Annotated in this window: 19 protein-coding genes, 1 tRNA gene and 1 pseudogene; 9 read left to right on the top strand and 12 right to left on the bottom strand. The window is 43.0% G+C overall.

The window, feature by feature from the left end; genetic code table 11:
• Positions 1–45 precede the first annotated feature (45 nt).
• The 4 genes and pseudogenes from M0413_RS08060 to M0413_RS08045 form a co-directional block, all read right to left on the bottom strand.
• Positions 46–660 carry a DUF1788 domain-containing protein gene (locus M0413_RS08060; RefSeq protein WP_126513123.1) on the bottom strand — a complete coding sequence of 205 codons (615 nt, stop codon included), beginning with the start codon at positions 658–660 and terminating at the stop codon, positions 46–48.
• Positions 657–1,256: a DUF1819 family protein gene (locus M0413_RS08055; protein ID WP_249553734.1), complete on the bottom strand. Its 600-nt coding sequence runs from the start codon at positions 1,254–1,256 to the stop codon at positions 657–659. Before M0413_RS08055 ends, M0413_RS08060 begins: the two co-directional genes overlap by 4 nt.
• Positions 1,253–2,167 carry a WYL domain-containing protein gene (locus tag M0413_RS08050; protein ID WP_249553732.1) on the bottom strand — a complete coding sequence of 305 codons (915 nt, stop codon included), beginning with the start codon at positions 2,165–2,167 and terminating at the stop codon, positions 1,253–1,255. The genes M0413_RS08055 and M0413_RS08050 overlap by 4 nt, the downstream gene beginning before the upstream one ends.
• A 198-nt stretch (positions 2,168–2,365) precedes the next feature.
• Positions 2,366–2,550 (bottom strand): annotated as a pseudogene (locus tag M0413_RS08045) (helix-turn-helix transcriptional regulator).
• A gap of 85 nt (positions 2,551–2,635) precedes the next feature.
• Here M0413_RS08045 and radC point away from each other — a divergent pair.
• The 9 genes from radC (at position 2,636) to M0413_RS08000 (ending at position 7,658) form a co-directional block, all read left to right on the top strand.
• The gene (radC, locus tag M0413_RS08040) at positions 2,636–3,142 is read left to right on the top strand and encodes a RadC family protein (RefSeq protein WP_159075002.1); all 507 of its coding nucleotides are present in this window, start codon (positions 2,636–2,638) and stop codon (positions 3,140–3,142) included.
• A gap of 40 nt (positions 3,143–3,182) precedes the next feature.
• Complete coding sequence (locus tag M0413_RS08035) at positions 3,183–3,545, top strand: hypothetical protein (RefSeq protein WP_249553731.1); 363 nt, start codon at positions 3,183–3,185, stop codon at positions 3,543–3,545.
• Between the two features lie 139 nt (positions 3,546–3,684).
• Complete coding sequence (locus M0413_RS08030) at positions 3,685–4,041, top strand: type IV toxin-antitoxin system YeeU family antitoxin (protein WP_249553730.1); 357 nt, start codon at positions 3,685–3,687, stop codon at positions 4,039–4,041.
• Between the two features lie 268 nt (positions 4,042–4,309).
• A complete protein-coding gene (locus tag M0413_RS08025) occupies positions 4,310–4,723 on the top strand; it encodes a DUF2787 domain-containing protein (RefSeq protein WP_249553729.1) in 414 nt (137 codons plus the stop codon).
• A 188-nt stretch (positions 4,724–4,911) separates the two neighbouring features.
• Positions 4,912–5,319 carry a DUF2787 domain-containing protein gene (locus M0413_RS08020; protein WP_249553728.1) on the top strand — a complete coding sequence of 136 codons (408 nt, stop codon included), beginning with the start codon at positions 4,912–4,914 and terminating at the stop codon, positions 5,317–5,319.
• 108 nt (positions 5,320–5,427) lie between these two features.
• Positions 5,428–5,994, top strand: coding sequence for a site-specific integrase (locus tag M0413_RS08015; RefSeq protein ID WP_249553727.1), 567 nt, complete (start codon positions 5,428–5,430; stop codon positions 5,992–5,994).
• A gap of 88 nt (positions 5,995–6,082) precedes the next feature.
• Positions 6,083–6,805: a lecithin retinol acyltransferase family protein gene (locus M0413_RS08010; protein WP_249553726.1), complete on the top strand. Its 723-nt coding sequence runs from the start codon at positions 6,083–6,085 to the stop codon at positions 6,803–6,805.
• 287 nt (positions 6,806–7,092) lie between these two features.
• A complete protein-coding gene (locus tag M0413_RS08005; protein WP_011920070.1) occupies positions 7,093–7,377 on the top strand; it encodes a CopG family ribbon-helix-helix protein in 285 nt (94 codons plus the stop codon).
• A complete protein-coding gene (locus tag M0413_RS08000) occupies positions 7,365–7,658 on the top strand; it encodes a type II toxin-antitoxin system RelE/ParE family toxin (RefSeq protein ID WP_249553724.1) in 294 nt (97 codons plus the stop codon). Before M0413_RS08005 ends, M0413_RS08000 begins: the two co-directional genes overlap by 13 nt.
• 170 nt (positions 7,659–7,828) lie before the next feature.
• Here the strand turns inward: M0413_RS08000 and M0413_RS07995 are convergent, their stop codons facing one another.
• From M0413_RS07995 to M0413_RS07960, 8 genes are all read right to left on the bottom strand, one after another.
• Entirely contained in the window at positions 7,829–8,491 is a 663-nt protein-coding gene (locus M0413_RS07995) for an inovirus Gp2 family protein (protein ID WP_249553723.1), read from the bottom strand.
• A gap of 314 nt (positions 8,492–8,805) precedes the next feature.
• The gene (locus M0413_RS07990; protein ID WP_249553721.1) at positions 8,806–10,275 is read right to left on the bottom strand and encodes a YfjI family protein; all 1,470 of its coding nucleotides are present in this window, start codon (positions 10,273–10,275) and stop codon (positions 8,806–8,808) included.
• A 38-nt stretch (positions 10,276–10,313) separates the two neighbouring features.
• Positions 10,314–10,526: a helix-turn-helix transcriptional regulator gene (locus tag M0413_RS07985; RefSeq protein WP_249553719.1), complete on the bottom strand. Its 213-nt coding sequence runs from the start codon at positions 10,524–10,526 to the stop codon at positions 10,314–10,316.
• 139 nt (positions 10,527–10,665) lie between these two features.
• The gene (locus M0413_RS07980; protein ID WP_249553717.1) at positions 10,666–11,811 is read right to left on the bottom strand and encodes a hypothetical protein; all 1,146 of its coding nucleotides are present in this window, start codon (positions 11,809–11,811) and stop codon (positions 10,666–10,668) included.
• Between the two features lie 393 nt (positions 11,812–12,204).
• Entirely contained in the window at positions 12,205–12,633 is a 429-nt protein-coding gene (gene hepT / locus M0413_RS07975) for a type VII toxin-antitoxin system HepT family RNase toxin (RefSeq protein WP_249553715.1), read from the bottom strand.
• A 15-nt stretch (positions 12,634–12,648) separates the two neighbouring features.
• Positions 12,649–13,047, bottom strand: a complete 399-nt coding sequence (gene mntA, locus M0413_RS07970; RefSeq protein ID WP_028760130.1) for a type VII toxin-antitoxin system MntA family adenylyltransferase antitoxin — start codon at positions 13,045–13,047, stop codon at positions 12,649–12,651.
• 127 nt (positions 13,048–13,174) lie between these two features.
• Positions 13,175–14,410, bottom strand: a complete 1,236-nt coding sequence (locus M0413_RS07965; protein ID WP_249553713.1) for a tyrosine-type recombinase/integrase — start codon at positions 14,408–14,410, stop codon at positions 13,175–13,177.
• Between the two features lie 356 nt (positions 14,411–14,766).
• A tRNA-Ser gene (locus tag M0413_RS07960) sits at positions 14,767–14,854 on the bottom strand.
• Between the last annotated feature and the right edge of the window lie 197 nt (positions 14,855–15,051).

Here is a 15,051-nt window from a genome sequence, read left to right as displayed (position 1 = left end):
CGTTGCTGGTTTTTATGGTTTAGTCTGTTTACTTACATTCATTGGTTAATAGTGCTTTGCTCTAGGCACCAACGGAAATGCCCGATAGTAGTTTGCCTGTGAGATCTCAGCAGAATCAAAATCGAAGGGGTATAACTCAAGCCCCGTATAACGCCCTGGGTACATCAGCACCAAAGGTGTGTGTGCCATTTTGGCGTGCAGTGCATTTAATAGGCTGTGACCTCTAAGTAATGGCCAACATTGCCCAAGGCCTGATAGCACCACAAACTGAGGCTGCAGGGCTTGAATTTTTTCGGATAATTGACTCGCGACCTTGCCTTGCTCCAGTGGGCCCTTGAGGGCTTTTGCCAGTGCTTCGGTGCCCTTTTGTATTTCCATTTCAAAGGCTTTATCTAGAAGTTTTCGGCTTCGGAGCATTTCGATGATTTCTTCAAACAGGTTCAGATGTAGTAATCGATAACTCTGACGCTCAAGCTTGCCTAAAGTGCTTGCAAGGTGATCCCTTATCATTAACTCGTACTGGGGTGGGTAATCGAAAATATAAAAACCAATCTCACCACCCAGTTCTTGGTTGTTTAAAAAGCTGTCACTTTTGAGGCGCTCTTCTATCGCATCTAATCGCGTTATCAGCGAGGTTTTGCTTTCCTGTTGCAAGTTCATCGTGCACTTTCCATGGCATTAAGAATATGGGTGCAATCGAACTGATTACACCAATCAGTAAGCTCGGGTTGCAGATAAACATTTTTGAGTTTTTTACTGCGGCCAGACTCGAGAAAGCCTGCATCCGCAAGGATTTTGAATATATTCGAGCCAATTTTTTGGATCGAGGCAGTTGAGTACTTTTCAAGCCCCTCGATTACCCTAAATCTTGAGTCAATAAATTCCTGCCAATCATCTAATCTGAGCACTTCGCGGTACATGCGACGCGCGTCAGAAACGGTTGTCATCATAAAATCTGATAGCACTGGTGATTGTTTCATCACTGAAAATAACAGGAGCTGATTCGCTAGCTCATCTTGAGCAACCTCGAGGTCCGCCCAAAACGCTTCCCCTAAGGGTTCAATACGTTTTCGGACTGTGCTTGCCATCCGTTTTGCGCTGTGAACTGAAGGTTTTTGTAATATATTTTCATCAACAATGGCCTGTAGCCATTGCTGATCATCTGGGTACGACTTAAGTAGCTTGGCGATAACCCTGCTTTCACGAAGCATGATGCTGCCACCGATAATGTCGCCTAAGTATGCTTTTGCATTCATAAAATTGGACTTCCAGAATGGGAGTTCATCCCAGGTGCTAATACGAGGTTTTCAACGCCGTAGAGCGCCTGATGATTTTTGAGCGCCAGATGTAGCTCTGGCCCTTTAAGGGTATGATCTTGGCTACAATCAACATTCCATAATCTGAGTAAGTAACCTGCCAAGGCGGCTCTGATATCAATTTTTAACCCGCCCTGCTGCATTTGATAATCCCGTTCAATCGCTTCCTTATGACTAATGTAGGGATGAGGGATCAGTTCCAATTCCACGATGCGGTTCCACTGTTTGTCCTTGGCTTGCAGCTCATGGTCCACTGGCTCATCACCATACGGCATAGCCGCCTCAATACGACTGAGTACAAAATCACGAAATTCATTGCTCGTTCTGTCATATGCACGAACATGCCAGCGAAGGCCCGTATCGACCAGTGTATGGGGAACTATCTCACGCACCGATTTACCCGATGATAAGGAGTGATAAGTGATTTTTAGCGAAGAAGCTTTGTAAATGCCCTCACTAATTGCCGCGACAATTTGGATAGCAGGACGATTAAGACGATATGGACTTTCGCAGGTAATAGTCGGAAAGCCTTGCCGTAAAAAACCATCTCCAAACCCTTGGCTTAAGGTAGCTAGAGTTCTGATCACGTCAAAATCGAAAAGGGATATAAAGGACGCAGCCTTGAGATGTTGCTTACGCTTTTCATCATAAACCACATTTTGCGGCGCAATTTCTTTGTAACGGGCAAAGTCTTGGGTCGCAACGGAAGGGGCAATATTGAAGCGCTCGATAAGATCTCTTCGGCGGGCTTCACCTTTGAACATTAACACAAAATCAATGTGAGCCAGTCGCTCGCGCTGTGCAAGCGTTAAACTGTCCAATGTAAGCGGAATCGAAGGCAGTTGAGTCAAAAGCTATCCTTAGTTTACTCATGCTGACGGTACAACAAACTGAGATTTGTTACACTGCCTACTGAATTAAAGTAGGTTGATATTAACAAGAAGTTTATTGTTCTGCTACTGCTATCGAATGTTAGATTGTGATTTGAAGCAGAAATTTTGTATTCTTTGATGAGTTGAAATTTCAGTGGTGTATTCATAGCTTTAGCGCTATTCCCTCTGACCTCTCTGCACGATCCTTTCCAATATCCACTCTTTTACTTCACTTTCTACCCATGCAACAGCTCTACTGCCCAGTTTCACTGCTTTGGGAAAATACCTTTATCAAGGTACTTGTAAATGGTTGAACGGGCTAAGCCAGTTGTGTCAATCACGTCTTTTATTCGAATAGCTATGCCAGTAACTTTCAACTTTTCCAAATCTTTTCAGATATATATCACTCCTGTGCATAAGCCCATTAACGCTTTCAAGGAGCCAGAAATGTCAACAAAAGCGATACCCACCAAAGCTGAACCTAACGACTCGATAAATCAGCCGATCAATCAGTGGCCGCAGACTGCCGAAGCGATCCTTGCCTCTGCCGCCAATATCATTGCCGAGCGCTATGTAAAGAAAGACGCCTATACCAACCCTCAAGCCACTAAGGATTTTTTAACTTACAAACTCGGTGGTTATGAGCGGGAGGTGTTTGCGGTGATGCTGCTCGATAATCAGCATCAATTACTCGAGTTTAAAGAGTTGTTCTTTGGCACTTTAGATGCCGCCAGTGTTTATCCACGGGAGGTGGTTAAGGCTGTATTGGCCGCCAATGCCGCTGCGGTGATTTTTGCCCATAACCACCCGTCTGGCGAGTCTGAACCTTCGGCTGCAGATAAGAACATCACTCAACGGTTAACCGATGCATTAGCACTTATCGATGTGCGCGTGCTTGACCATATCGTGGTTGGCCGCACGCCAGTGTCCTTTGCTGAGCGCGGCTTACTCTAGCCAGCGTATAAACCTACCACGCCAAATCAAGGAGTCCATCATGATCGAATTTACCGATAGCTTTTCACAGTCCTGTGTCGCCGAGGCCTGTGCCGCGTTTCCTGAACTGCGTAACCGTTTAGCGGTTGAACTCATTTTGCCGATGTTTGTGAGACCACTTAATGCCATGGGCCAAGTGATTGGCAAGCCGATTGTGGCACCAAATCCAAAGCTGCATAAAACCGTATTGAGTGTGTTTCACCGTGATGTGGTTGAGCACTTACCCAAGGAGATCAGCTTCTGCCGCTATGTTTGCCCCTGTGACAGTTATGGTGTGCCTACAGGTGAATGGCAGCGTGTGATCAACGGTGTGTACTTCAACCATGGCAGCAACGAGCAACCTAATTGGAGCGTACACACCTAAAGACCGTTTCATGTCATCACCCACTCCACTAGTCGGCTGTATTAACCGCTCTAACTAGCACAGGTATTTATCACTGCTCTCGCTAGTCAGCTAATGAGCCCCCTACTCCCTAAAGTTCTTTTCAACCATTGAGGTCACTATGACAACGCTAAAACTTTTCGATATTGAGCACGCCTGGGGCTTGCCCCGTAAAGTGTCTCCCCGCTTTGGTGCAAGGCTGATTTTACGTGGTCTGCACTTGGATTATCTCAATGACCGTTCAAGCTTTGTCGGTGAATTTCCACCAGCAATTAAACAACAATTTATCGAGGCCTTTCCCGCCATGGTTAAACAGCTTGAACGGCTGGTGGCCACCGGCGATATTGATGCCACTGAGCAGCACTGCGTCACCATTGAGCACGTTGGCTTTACCTGTGAGGCCGACACATTAGGCAGCCATGGCTATTTGTATATTACGATTTATCAAACCGAAACTAAACCAAAGCTAAGCCACTGAGCCACTGAGCCACTGAGCCACTGACCACCAGCAACTTCGTCCTGCCTCGATAACCCATTCATTATCGTAAGCCAGTACTAATCCGTTAAACATAACCACCAAACTTTAATCTCCCTGCTCAAAAGCCTTAGCAAGTAGCCCTTAGCGACTCACATTAAACCGCTTAGCAAACACCCGTTTTATTAACCAAACCACATAGACAGCAAAAGCCAAGGCGTGACTGCGCCTTGGCTTTTGCGTATGCCCGTTTTTAAATAAGGAATATTCCATGACATTAACTATCAAGCGTAATCAACTGCCAGCGATGCCTGATCGTTTTTACCAAGTGATCGAAAAGGAACTGGCTGAAGTCACACCAAAAGACGCCAACGCCATCACCCTTAATTTTCGAGATCCAGATTACAGCGCCGAAGATGGTGGCTTTCATCCCGTCGAAGTACGACTTGAGAAACAGCAAGATCACTGGCGTTTCGTCTACGTCACCGACTTTGCGTTTCGTGGCCATCCCTTCCCTGAACTGGTTAAAGACATCGATATCTGCTTTAACAGCAAGCAGGTCTATAGCCTGTTTAGTGGCTGGATTACTGAGCGGGAATCACAGGGGCTGATTAAGTTGTTTAGCGATAACTTTGTCAGTTACTACCAGATGGAAGCCTATCAAGTGCAGGTGAGCTTGGATTAACTCGCCTCGCCGTCATTTCGCGCGAACATCCTATCCTATCTACCGGTTTCAGTTCTATCGCCAGCAACAGGCCAAGCGCATCACACCCGCGCTAATCAGTCTAATTCATTGCGTCAAACCCATATCGTTAACAACCAACCTCGCCCGCAACGTCCGTCGTTAGCGGGCTTTTTGTTTTGGAGTCCACCATGAAAATACACCGCGAAACCATCCTGCCACTGCCAGAGCACTTTTATGAAGTGTTAGAACGACAACTGGCAGCACTCAATAACCCTAACCTAAACAGCGTCACTTTTAACTACCGCGATCCCGACTACAACGCAGAGAGCGGCGGTTATCACCCAGTGGAGTTCAACCTCTACCGCCAAGATGATTGCTGGTATCTCAATTACTTTACCGACTTTGCTTACTGTGGCGACCCCTTTCCTGAGCTTGAGAAAGAAATGGAAGTGCTGTTTCAGGAGAAGCAGGTCTACAACAGCTTCTTTGGCCGTAGCTACCTCGAGCATGCCGACAGCCTAGTACGACTGTTACTGGAGAACTTCTGTAACTACATCGAGATGGAGGTGTACCAGGTTCAGATCAGCGCCGACTGAACTTGGTGCCCACAAAGGTATTTTGGGAACCAAGCAACGCAGGCCCGATGCGGGTTTGCGATGTGCTGGTGCCCACATTCATCACATAGCCAATTGAGGGAACCAAGCATGAACGAAGTCGAAGCGGTCAAGAACCGCGACACCATCAAGCTTATCAGTTACCTGCTCGAACGTCACTTTGGTGAGCAGATGGCCGATGTCTGGAATATCGGCCTTAACCTGGCCCTTAGGATCTCTGACTTACTGGCCATCAAGTTCAGCGATATCGACGGCGACCGCTTAAATATCATTGAGCAGAAGACCGGTAAACGCGCCAGCATCAAACTCAACCCTAAGACGTTGGCATTGATTGAGACTATTCACCAGCGTCACCCTGAACATATCTACCTGTTCCAATCCCACCGCTCGAGCCAAGCCAAAGACCGGCAGGCCCCCGCGAAACCACTGACACGGCGTGCAGTCGCCAAAGCGTTTGCCTTTGTCGGTGACGATATCAAGTTAGCCCTGGGCACCCACTCGATGCGTAAAACCCGCGGCTATCACCTGTATCAAGCCTGCAAAGACATTGGCCGGGTGATGCGCATGCTGCGGCATCAATCGGAAGCGGTCACCCTGCGTTATATCGGCATTACTCAGCAGCAAATCGATAAGGACTTTGTCGAGTTGGAAATCTAAGTCAATCAGCACGTCCATTTCACCCTATGCAACCCATTAGCAGATGAGACCTAGGGGTATCTGCGTTATTTTTCTTGGAGTCCATACCATGTATACATTTCAACCCGGTGATCATCTGGTCACCAATATCGATCCGCTTGGCTTAACCGAACACCATGGCCTGTATGTGGGTCATGGCCATGTGATCCACTTATCTAAACAGGGCATCATCGAAGAAATCGATCTGCAGCAATTTGCTGGTGGCCATAGCGTTAGAGTGAAAAAGTCCAGCCTGTATCCCCATCAGGCCATTGAACTTGCACGCAGTCAGCTGGGTCACAGTCCATACGGCGTAGCTACCAATAATTGCGAGCACTTCGTTAATGAATGCTTAGCGGGAAGTAGTACCTCCAATCAAGTCAGTAATCTCACTCACGTTGCCCTGCAAGGCTCTGCCAGAGCAGGCTTACTGGGAAGTACTGCGTCAAAGCTGGCCACGGGGACTGTCGCAAACGTCGTGTTAGCCTCTACCGCCATCAAAATGACCGGTGAGTACCTAGGGCTACCCGATAACGTCAACACGCTGCTAGGGACGCCTGGAGATCTTGTGGCTAAACCTGCTGAATGCCTAGTAAAAGGCACTAGCCAAACTCTGGGTGAGAGTTATGCTTGCTTACGCCAAGGTGAAATAACTAATGCTGGGATCAAACTCGTCACCGGCAGTGTAGAAACGGGCTTAAACACCGTGTTGACGACAGCAGAAGTGGGCATCAATGGTGTAAAAGCCGGTGCTGAGCTGATAGCCGATGCATGGCATTGGTTAAGGTCATGATGCTTCTGCGACGGTATTGAGTGCTAAGTCAACCATTAGCCCCCCCTATAAACGAAGCGGCATCACTCGCCGCTATCGTTTTTATCCCTATTGCGATTACGTTGAAGATTAGCGTGATAAAGGCGTAACAGGTTTGCCCAGTTAAGCGATACAAACTATCTTCTATCATCCTTGAGCTTTATGGCGTTGCTCGAGCTGACGAGTAAACCGTGTAATCATTATTTTTTTGTACAACGTTATGCTAAGGTATTACCTAGTAGTACTAAGCATTACCTATGGAGTAACAGATGAGCACAATCAAACCCGTGTCGGTTAAATTAGATGCCGATATTAAAGCCAGAGTCGAGCATTTAGCCGAAACGCGTAAACGTTCATCACACTGGATGATGCGTGAAGCGATCCGTGAATACGTTGAGAGAGAAGAGAAACGCGAGGCGTTGCAGCAAGAAGCGTTACGCGCATGGGAAGAACACCAGACATCTGGCTTGCACGTTACCGGTGACGAAGTGGTGAGTTGGCTGGAGTCCTGGGGAAGTGAAAATGAAAAGGCAGCCCCTACATGCCACAAATAATCTTCACTGCCACTGCATTACGTGATTTAGAACGCTTACGTGAGTTTCTTCGCAGTAAAAATCCCCCTGCCGCACAACGGGCTGCCAGCGCCATAATCAATACCATTAGAAAACTGGAAAGCTATCCAGATATTGGCCGGCCTATCGATGACAATGACTTTAGCTTTAGGGAACTGCTGATTGACTTTGGTGACACGGGTTATTTGGCAATGTACCATTATAATGGCGGCGAGCGATTGACCGTATTGTGTGTTCGACATCAAAAGGAAGCCGGCTATTGATCTGGCTGCGCTACGGAGTATTTTAGTGAACTATGTCTCAAGTCTGCATTGTGAAAATGCCATTGCTCTATATGAACGCTAAAGCAAGGGGGCTTAATCCCTTGCTCATCACTCCTTTATTTTGACTCACTCCACCAGCAACCTCATTTAGTAAGCGAATCACTTGGTAATCATGCTGATACGCGACTACAACCAAAGTTGTGATTGCCATTCCCATAAATTTTCGTGTCAGTTTTAGCAAAATAACTTAATCTTTTAAACAAGTCTTGGTAAATGTAAGTGAAATCAGCTTGGTTACGGCACAGTAAATATTGAGCATTTTCTGGGAAATGGATCAACCCTTGAGCATTGAAAATATCTAACCTTAGTGCACTCGCCCAAGCTTTATGTATGCGGTTATACATATTAGCCCGGCCCAATTCAAACTTTCCTAAACTTTTATACGCATGGCCATTGAAGAACAAGCAGACATGGTAATGACACTTATCCCTTCCGCTGATCTCTTTAACCCAGATGTAAAATAGTTCACTTTCGTGGACCTGGCCTAAGGAAGTATCTCGTAATTTTGCCAGATGATCTGCTTTTAACTGAGCCTTCAACGATTCGAAGAAACGGGTGATCACTGCTGTATCAGCCGATTCAAACGTATCAGGAAATCGTAGATCAACTCTTACCGCAAATACCTTTGAATACTCCATAACCACGCCATTTATAACCTTTGTAATTTTATTCAGATATTCTTCAATAGCACCATTCTTAAAAGAAAGTGTTTGCAATCCATCATATTGAGGTGTTGTTATCACCGTTAAATTTCTATTAAAAATACTACCCATTTCTAACTCTCCTTTCCCAATCACTATTTTAAGGGTGTAGTTAACCACTCGAAATTAACACATTAATTCCGATGAATAAAAACACCCATGTAGAACACCAGACAACTTAATTAAAACTTTAAAAAAGCAATAAATAAAACACAGATATAATACTACTTAAACCCTAAATGAAAATTATCCAAAACCAACCAGATTAAAACAATATTTTAAGTTTATACAAGAAAATCACTATATTTAACAGTTATCACCACTCTGAATTAATATGCATAGCATAATAAAAATTAAAGCGATTTATTGTAATTTAAAAAGCACGTTCATGAATAGCGCGCCAGATTTTCAGCTAATTGAACATCGTTAGGAGGTAGAGAGTAAAAAAAGTCTATCACTCTAGTCTTACCTTTCATAATTTCCGCCATTGGGTAGCTTTGTTTTAAGTAATCTAATGCAGCTTGTAAGTCGGATTTTTTACGAGTGCATTTTGGACCGTATTGTAAAATATAATTTTTCATCATATATCTTATTCCAGAATCAATAAATGGCTTCAGCCATTCGAACAGCTCTTGTGCGTCCAGCACATATTTAGGTGGAGGACAAAAGACTCGCAAAAAATCTCTTGAGAAATAACTTAACAACTCAACGGCTAACCACAAGGATTCTACAGATATTTCAAAATCGTCCGGATGTTCGAAGCAATGGATCAAGGCTGCAACCCTAGCAATGTTCTCTGGCACCTTAGATGCGTGGTCTTTTGCATATTCATACATGCCACCGGGGGCCATTTTAGTTTCAATGTCATTAGCAATATCTAACCACACATTTTTAGCTTCATTTGAGAATGTGACAGTGATCCTGTTCCTATAATCTTCCATAGCAATGGCATTTAATAGTAACTGCTTTATTCTATCATTAAATTTTTCAGTCGCTTTCTTAGAATATTCATATCCACTAACTTGTCGGTAACCACATAAAGAAATAGGATTAGTCACTATTGCTCGAGCAAAAAAACCATTTCCCCTCAAGTCATCTTTCGACCGGCCAAGAAAATCTTGTAATGCACTCCATTGAGTCATGATATGTATCGTCAGTCTTGCATCAGACACCACAAAAGACTCTAATGTTTTTCTATCTATATTAACATCCCCTCCACTCCATAATGAATTAATAACTGGGGAATTTCGCATAATAGAACTTTTAAATAAAACCCCACCTTCATCTGAACCTAGAAATGCATTTGGTAAGTTTTCATATAATCCCAAAAGCAATGCTTCTTTGGTTATATCCTCATAAAGAAATTTGGGTGTTCTTGGTTTTATCGGTTCAGCATCTCGATGTGCTTGCAATTCATTAAGTGCTAACTCATAACTTTCATCATCTTTTTCCTTTGATAGGCGTCTTCTTAGCCTTACCGTTTCTTCATCATGAATTTCCTTTTCTATTTTATATTTATTAAGTATGCTTCTGTATTCTATCAGCAATTCTTTTTGTACTGCCTTAAGCCCTTCCATATATTGGCTTTCAACAGTTGATTTTCGCTCACCAGATTCGGCTATCGTAATTGCCAATATTGACACAGGACATATTTTATTAATTGGTAGCGATACATTAATTGCACCCTGTAAAGCAGTTGATATTGTGCTTAGCTGAACTAACACGATCATACTCTCTGGAGCCTGAACAGATTCAAAAGTTTCAAACAAAGCATCGCGCATTAGCGGAGCAGCACATAAATTTGGAACATTGCCATCCGAGATAGGAAAATAATATGGATATCGAGAAAAATTCATAATTAACCTCTATTCTATAAGTTAGTGACTTTTTAAGATCAGCAAAATCTTCTACCTTGCAGCCACTGTTCGACTTCTTGCATGTACCAGCCTACGGCTCTGGCCCCAAGTGTCAATTTTTTAGGGAAAGTCGGATCGTATCGCGGAGAACTAGGGTTTTGTTTGTCATAGATGGTAGAGCGTGAAAGCCCTGTTAACTGGGTTAATGTCTTCAATCGAATGATTGAATTGTTAGTGATGATCAGTTCCATATGCGCCTCTTTGTTGTGTAAGAAGCTGCAATGATATGCGCCTGTCTTTAGCGTTTTCCAGGGAGAAAATCGAGACCATTTTCTCCCAAATCTACGGCAGCACAGGGTTTTAAAGAATAATTATCTCCCGAATTTATTTTTAAATTTTTCTAAGAGTTTCTGCACTTTTCATACTCTTGTAAACGTTTGGCCTTAAAATTTGTTCTGCGTAATTGGCATTCTCCTCTGAAAAATGCTTGCTCACTAAAAATTTGAATACCTCACAAATCACAGCGTTAACTTGAGAGATCAATTTATGGTCACGTTCTGGATCTAGCTTCTTTTTGTCGTTAGGTTCTGGAAATTCTCCTTGCCAAAATTTACTAAGTGCTTCAGTTAAAAACTTAAATTTGCAAATTTGTGAATTTTCTTTACTAGCATCATTATTTGCCCTTGTTTTTGGACGAAGACAGAAAGCAGCAGTCTTTGCTTTCTTTACAGGATAACCCTGTTCTTTCTCCATCCACGACTCCAATTCAATAATTGCAATATCAGATTTATTTTGCATTTCAAACAAACAAAAACCTTTAAAGGCCAACTTATCAAGATCAGATTGATTTCGGATAGATTTATCAACGTAATAGGGACTAGTACTAGGAATTAAGTCAACATCATCAACCATAAACTCTTGAACATCACTTTCAAACACATATATTGAATCAACACCAACCTTTATACTTGTCAATTTATTTAAAGTACTATTGTCTGGCAACCACACACTAACTGCTTTATCAGTGAAAACAAAATCAACTTCACCGTCAATTTTAACGAAATTATTAATCATATACTGTGGCGAATATTTAATTGCATTTTCATACTTACCTAACCTCAAAAAATCATTACGCTTTCCAACACAGTTAATTTCATTTATTTCACCATCAGAATCTAACCAAAAAATGGCGTCTGATGTATTTATTTCAAAATTCCCATGCCGAGCAATAGCATTAACACAGGCCCCTGATAATTTTAAAAAGTTAATATCCTTAATCAATTCCACATCACAAACCACCTCATTTTTATAAACTTCTGTTTTATCTTTACCATTTGCATCTTTAATAGATATAAATTCCTTAAAACCAACTGAAGAGTTCTTACTTATTTTATGAAGAGCCCAAACATTTACATTTGGATGAAAACTAGCCAATACCGGTTTATTATCTTCATTCAGGTTTTTGAGTATCTCAGATAAAGAAATTTTTAATTTATTCCCTGCGTCTAAAAGTGATAGATTTACGATGTTGTCCATTGGTACTCCACTCAAATAAACTGCTATTTCTGCTACTAATAGCAGGAATAGCATCAAAAATCACTTCTAATTCTAAAAAATGAGACAAATTTCTATACCTGTTCATTGGAAAATCATGATTAGACAACAATAAAAACCAGCATTGCATCACAAATCCCATGAGTTACCCGATGGACATTTAAAAAGGTATTGGGACGAACCCAGCATAATGATGAGTTGGAGATCATGGCAAGTATTAGGCATTCTGTATGAATTGACTTCAGTGAATAGGCGAAAATGTACAAAAGCATTAGAGCAGAGCAAGCATAAGACAAATTTTGCGAAAATATATTGAAAAGCTCCTACTTGGCAAGAGAGTTTTTCACGGCACATATAAAGGTAAGGAGGCCCATTTTAGTCACTCTTCAGTGATAAGCACTCTAACCCCTGCTCTGCAAAGACAAATAATCTATCAATATAACCTTGAGAGATCACACTACGGATGATCTCAGGGTCAATATTCAGATAATCATGTACCAGTGCATTACGCAGGCCTATCACTTTACGCCAGCCATTTAATTCATCAGCTGGTTGTGCTCCTCGTTGACACAGGATCTCAAATGCTTGGTAGGCATCCTGCGGACTATGTCCAGCCAGTGCCTTAGCCCAATGTTTTGCAATGCCAATGCAAGCTTCAATAGAGACCTGTAGTGTTCGCTCTGCTGCTCGATATTCGAGATTAGATAAGGAACGCTGACTAAGTAATTGACGTAACTCTCCAAGCTCGGCTTGATACCGGCTAAGGCTTAAACGCAATGACGTGATATAGGCATTATCCGACATAATACAACTATTCCTTTATAGACTTTGGGCAGAATAATCGAGTTCCATTTGCGACATAATGCGGGACTCTTCTTGCATTCTTCGACCTTCATCTCGACTAAAAATAAGTTTGTTGGCATTAATGATACCGAAGGCCAAAGGGATTGGTGCAAGGTTGATATCGACAACGGAAAGCTTTCCTTCGGCTAGCCCCAATGCTCTTTGCCAATCCATAGCAAGCAGTTCAGCTCTAATACGAGTATCAAGCACACTGTCCGCCTTTACCGGATCGAATGCGACGGCTAAATCCCAATCGCTATGCTCGCTAGCATTTCCTTTCGCCTGCGAACCATAAAGCCATAATACCGCCACCTCAGGATGGCTTGCAGCTAAAGCGTTTAGTTGGTGCAAATGCTGGCTCTGCTCGATAGTCATTAGTTTGGCTTTAGGTTAGTCATGATGTAAGTGTACCAACCCTGAGTCGGACTTAACAGGTTAGATTCGTTTGTCACGTCCCCTAACGTTTTGACTCAGGGAGATAATCTCTATTCGGCCTTACAGGTCATGCCCCTAATTTTCTTGAACCCGCTGTTACTGACAAAGAGCCCACTGCTGCAGTGGCAATATGATTGCTCCACCACTCCATTAACTTGGTCCGTCGCTCTAGGTAGGTCGTGCGATTATAGGCACTGCGGATTTGGTTTTTATCAACATGGGCTAACGCGGCCTCAATAACATCACCATCAAAGCCTTGCTCGTTTAAGGTAGTGCTCGCCAGCGAGCGTAAACCATGACCCGTTGTTCTTCCCTTTAATCCCATGCGCCCTAATGCTTTGTTGATGGTTTCTGAGTCTGTGTGCTTTTTGGGATCTTTAGATGACGGAAAAACGAATTGGCTGTGTTCACTAATCGGCTTAACAGTTTCGAGTATCGCGAGGGTATGCTCTGTAAGCGGGATAATATGCTCACGATTCATTTTCATGCGTGATTCAGGAATAGTCCAAAGTTTGGCATCAAAATCGATTTCTTCCCAACGGGCTCCGGCCGCTTCATTTGGCCTGGTCATTGTGTGCAATTGCCATTCAATCAAACACCGGGTCGTTAACAATAAATTGGCGTTTGCAATAGTCTGCAGCAACTCAGCTAGCTCTGCTGGTTTTAATGCCTTCAGATGCTCTACTTTGCTCTTTCTAAAAACTTCTCGAATACCTGACAACGGATTGGCGTGAATGTAACCAGAGTTAACTGAAAAGTTCATGATTTCATTCAGCAACTGAGCGGTACGCTTAACCGTTTCAAGATGCCCCTTCTGCTCTAGGGGCTTTAGCGCGGCAATGGCTATGGGAGCCGTGAGTCTGCTAATCGCAATACTCCCCAGTTTAGGGAAGGCATACAGCTCAAGCTTACGCCAATTGCCTTCGATGGTTTTAGGCTTAATGCTTCCCTGCTTAGAGTCCATCCACATTTGCGCAATATGCTTGAGAGTTTGAGCGTTCTCTGTTGCCGCTTTTAATTTGTTTTCAACTTTAAGTAATTGAGGGTCGATGCCTTCGGCCAAGTTTTTTCGCGCTTCTAGCGCTTTATCTCGCGCCTCAGCTAAGGATACGTCAGGATATGAGCCTAAACCAAAATAGGTGGGTTTGCTGGTGGAGGGACGTATGTATCTAAATTCCCAAGTTTTCCCTGCAGTGCGCACATAGAGATAGAGATTGCCACCATCTGACAATCTATAGGGCTTTGCTTCCGCTTTAGCATTGAGCACCGCTTTTGCAGTCAGCTTATTTGTACTCCTTCCCATACCGTTTTACCCTCTCAAATTAAACCCAAAAGTAATGCTTGATTTTGGCATCATTTTTTACTCGAAAATCAAGCATTACTTATAACTGAATAAGTTCAGACAAATCAGGATATTGCCAAGTTAAATTTGGGCCATAAAATCGAGAAAATCAAGTTAAAAAACGGCATAAAAAAAGGGTGTTTTTGAAGCCAAAAGTAATGCCAAAATTTACCAAATTTTCTTGGCATTACTTTTGGCATTACTAAAAATTTCGGATGCAGTAGGATGTCATCAAACAATATAGGATGATAAGTTATTGATTTTAATAAAATACAGGTAAGAAAAAAGACGTCCTAGGACGTCTTTAAACTTGAATTTGGCGGTGAGAGAGGGAGTCGAACCCTCGATACGTTTCCGTATACACACTTTCCAGGCGTGCTCCTTCGGCCACTCGGACATCTCACCAGATTGTTATCATTAACTTTTACGTGCCAATGAACACGGTTAATCGAGTTAAATAGTGCTTAACGTGTAAGCTTTCATCGTTAACGGAGCGGTACTGTACGCAAAAGCCTTTGTATGGTCAAGTAAAAAAGAATCGATTTCAGGCGGTTGCACAATTGCTAGACAAACCGCCCTCGTTCAAGGCGCTAAAATTAACC

Origin of the sequence: Shewanella sp. 8A, from assembly GCF_023475945.1 — a bacterium.
In the GTDB taxonomy this organism is placed as follows: Bacteria; Pseudomonadota; Gammaproteobacteria; order Enterobacterales; family Shewanellaceae; genus Shewanella; species Shewanella xiamenensis.
The sequence above is the reverse complement of the archived record's forward strand: the minus strand, read 5'-3'. Positions and strand labels throughout refer to the sequence as shown.

Coding starts and splice junctions, on each gene's coding strand:
- M0413_RS07965 (WP_249553713.1), bottom strand. CDS start 14,410: ATGGGAAGGAGTACAAATAAGCTGACTGCAAAAGCGGTGCTCAATGCT.
- M0413_RS08000 (WP_249553724.1), top strand. CDS start 7,365: ATGCCACAAATAATCTTCACTGCCACTGCATTACGTGATTTAGAACGC.
- M0413_RS08060 (WP_126513123.1), bottom strand. CDS start 660: ATGAACTTGCAACAGGAAAGCAAAACCTCGCTGATAACGCGATTAGAT.
- M0413_RS08030 (WP_249553730.1), top strand. CDS start 3,685: ATGACAACGCTAAAACTTTTCGATATTGAGCACGCCTGGGGCTTGCCC.
- M0413_RS08035 (WP_249553731.1), top strand. CDS start 3,183: ATGATCGAATTTACCGATAGCTTTTCACAGTCCTGTGTCGCCGAGGCC.
- M0413_RS08025 (WP_249553729.1), top strand. CDS start 4,310: ATGACATTAACTATCAAGCGTAATCAACTGCCAGCGATGCCTGATCGT.
- radC (WP_159075002.1), top strand. CDS start 2,636: ATGTCAACAAAAGCGATACCCACCAAAGCTGAACCTAACGACTCGATA.
- M0413_RS08020 (WP_249553728.1), top strand. CDS start 4,912: ATGAAAATACACCGCGAAACCATCCTGCCACTGCCAGAGCACTTTTAT.
- M0413_RS08005 (WP_011920070.1), top strand. CDS start 7,093: ATGAGCACAATCAAACCCGTGTCGGTTAAATTAGATGCCGATATTAAA.
- M0413_RS07980 (WP_249553717.1), bottom strand. CDS start 11,811: ATGGACAACATCGTAAATCTATCACTTTTAGACGCAGGGAATAAATTA.
- M0413_RS08010 (WP_249553726.1), top strand. CDS start 6,083: ATGTATACATTTCAACCCGGTGATCATCTGGTCACCAATATCGATCCG.
- mntA (WP_028760130.1), bottom strand. CDS start 13,047: ATGACTATCGAGCAGAGCCAGCATTTGCACCAACTAAACGCTTTAGCT.
- M0413_RS07990 (WP_249553721.1), bottom strand. CDS start 10,275: ATGAATTTTTCTCGATATCCATATTATTTTCCTATCTCGGATGGCAAT.
- M0413_RS08015 (WP_249553727.1), top strand. CDS start 5,428: ATGAACGAAGTCGAAGCGGTCAAGAACCGCGACACCATCAAGCTTATC.
- M0413_RS08055 (WP_249553734.1), bottom strand. CDS start 1,256: ATGAATGCAAAAGCATACTTAGGCGACATTATCGGTGGCAGCATCATG.
- hepT (WP_249553715.1), bottom strand. CDS start 12,633: ATGTCGGATAATGCCTATATCACGTCATTGCGTTTAAGCCTTAGCCGG.
- M0413_RS07995 (WP_249553723.1), bottom strand. CDS start 8,491: ATGGGTAGTATTTTTAATAGAAATTTAACGGTGATAACAACACCTCAA.
- M0413_RS07985 (WP_249553719.1), bottom strand. CDS start 10,526: ATGGAACTGATCATCACTAACAATTCAATCATTCGATTGAAGACATTA.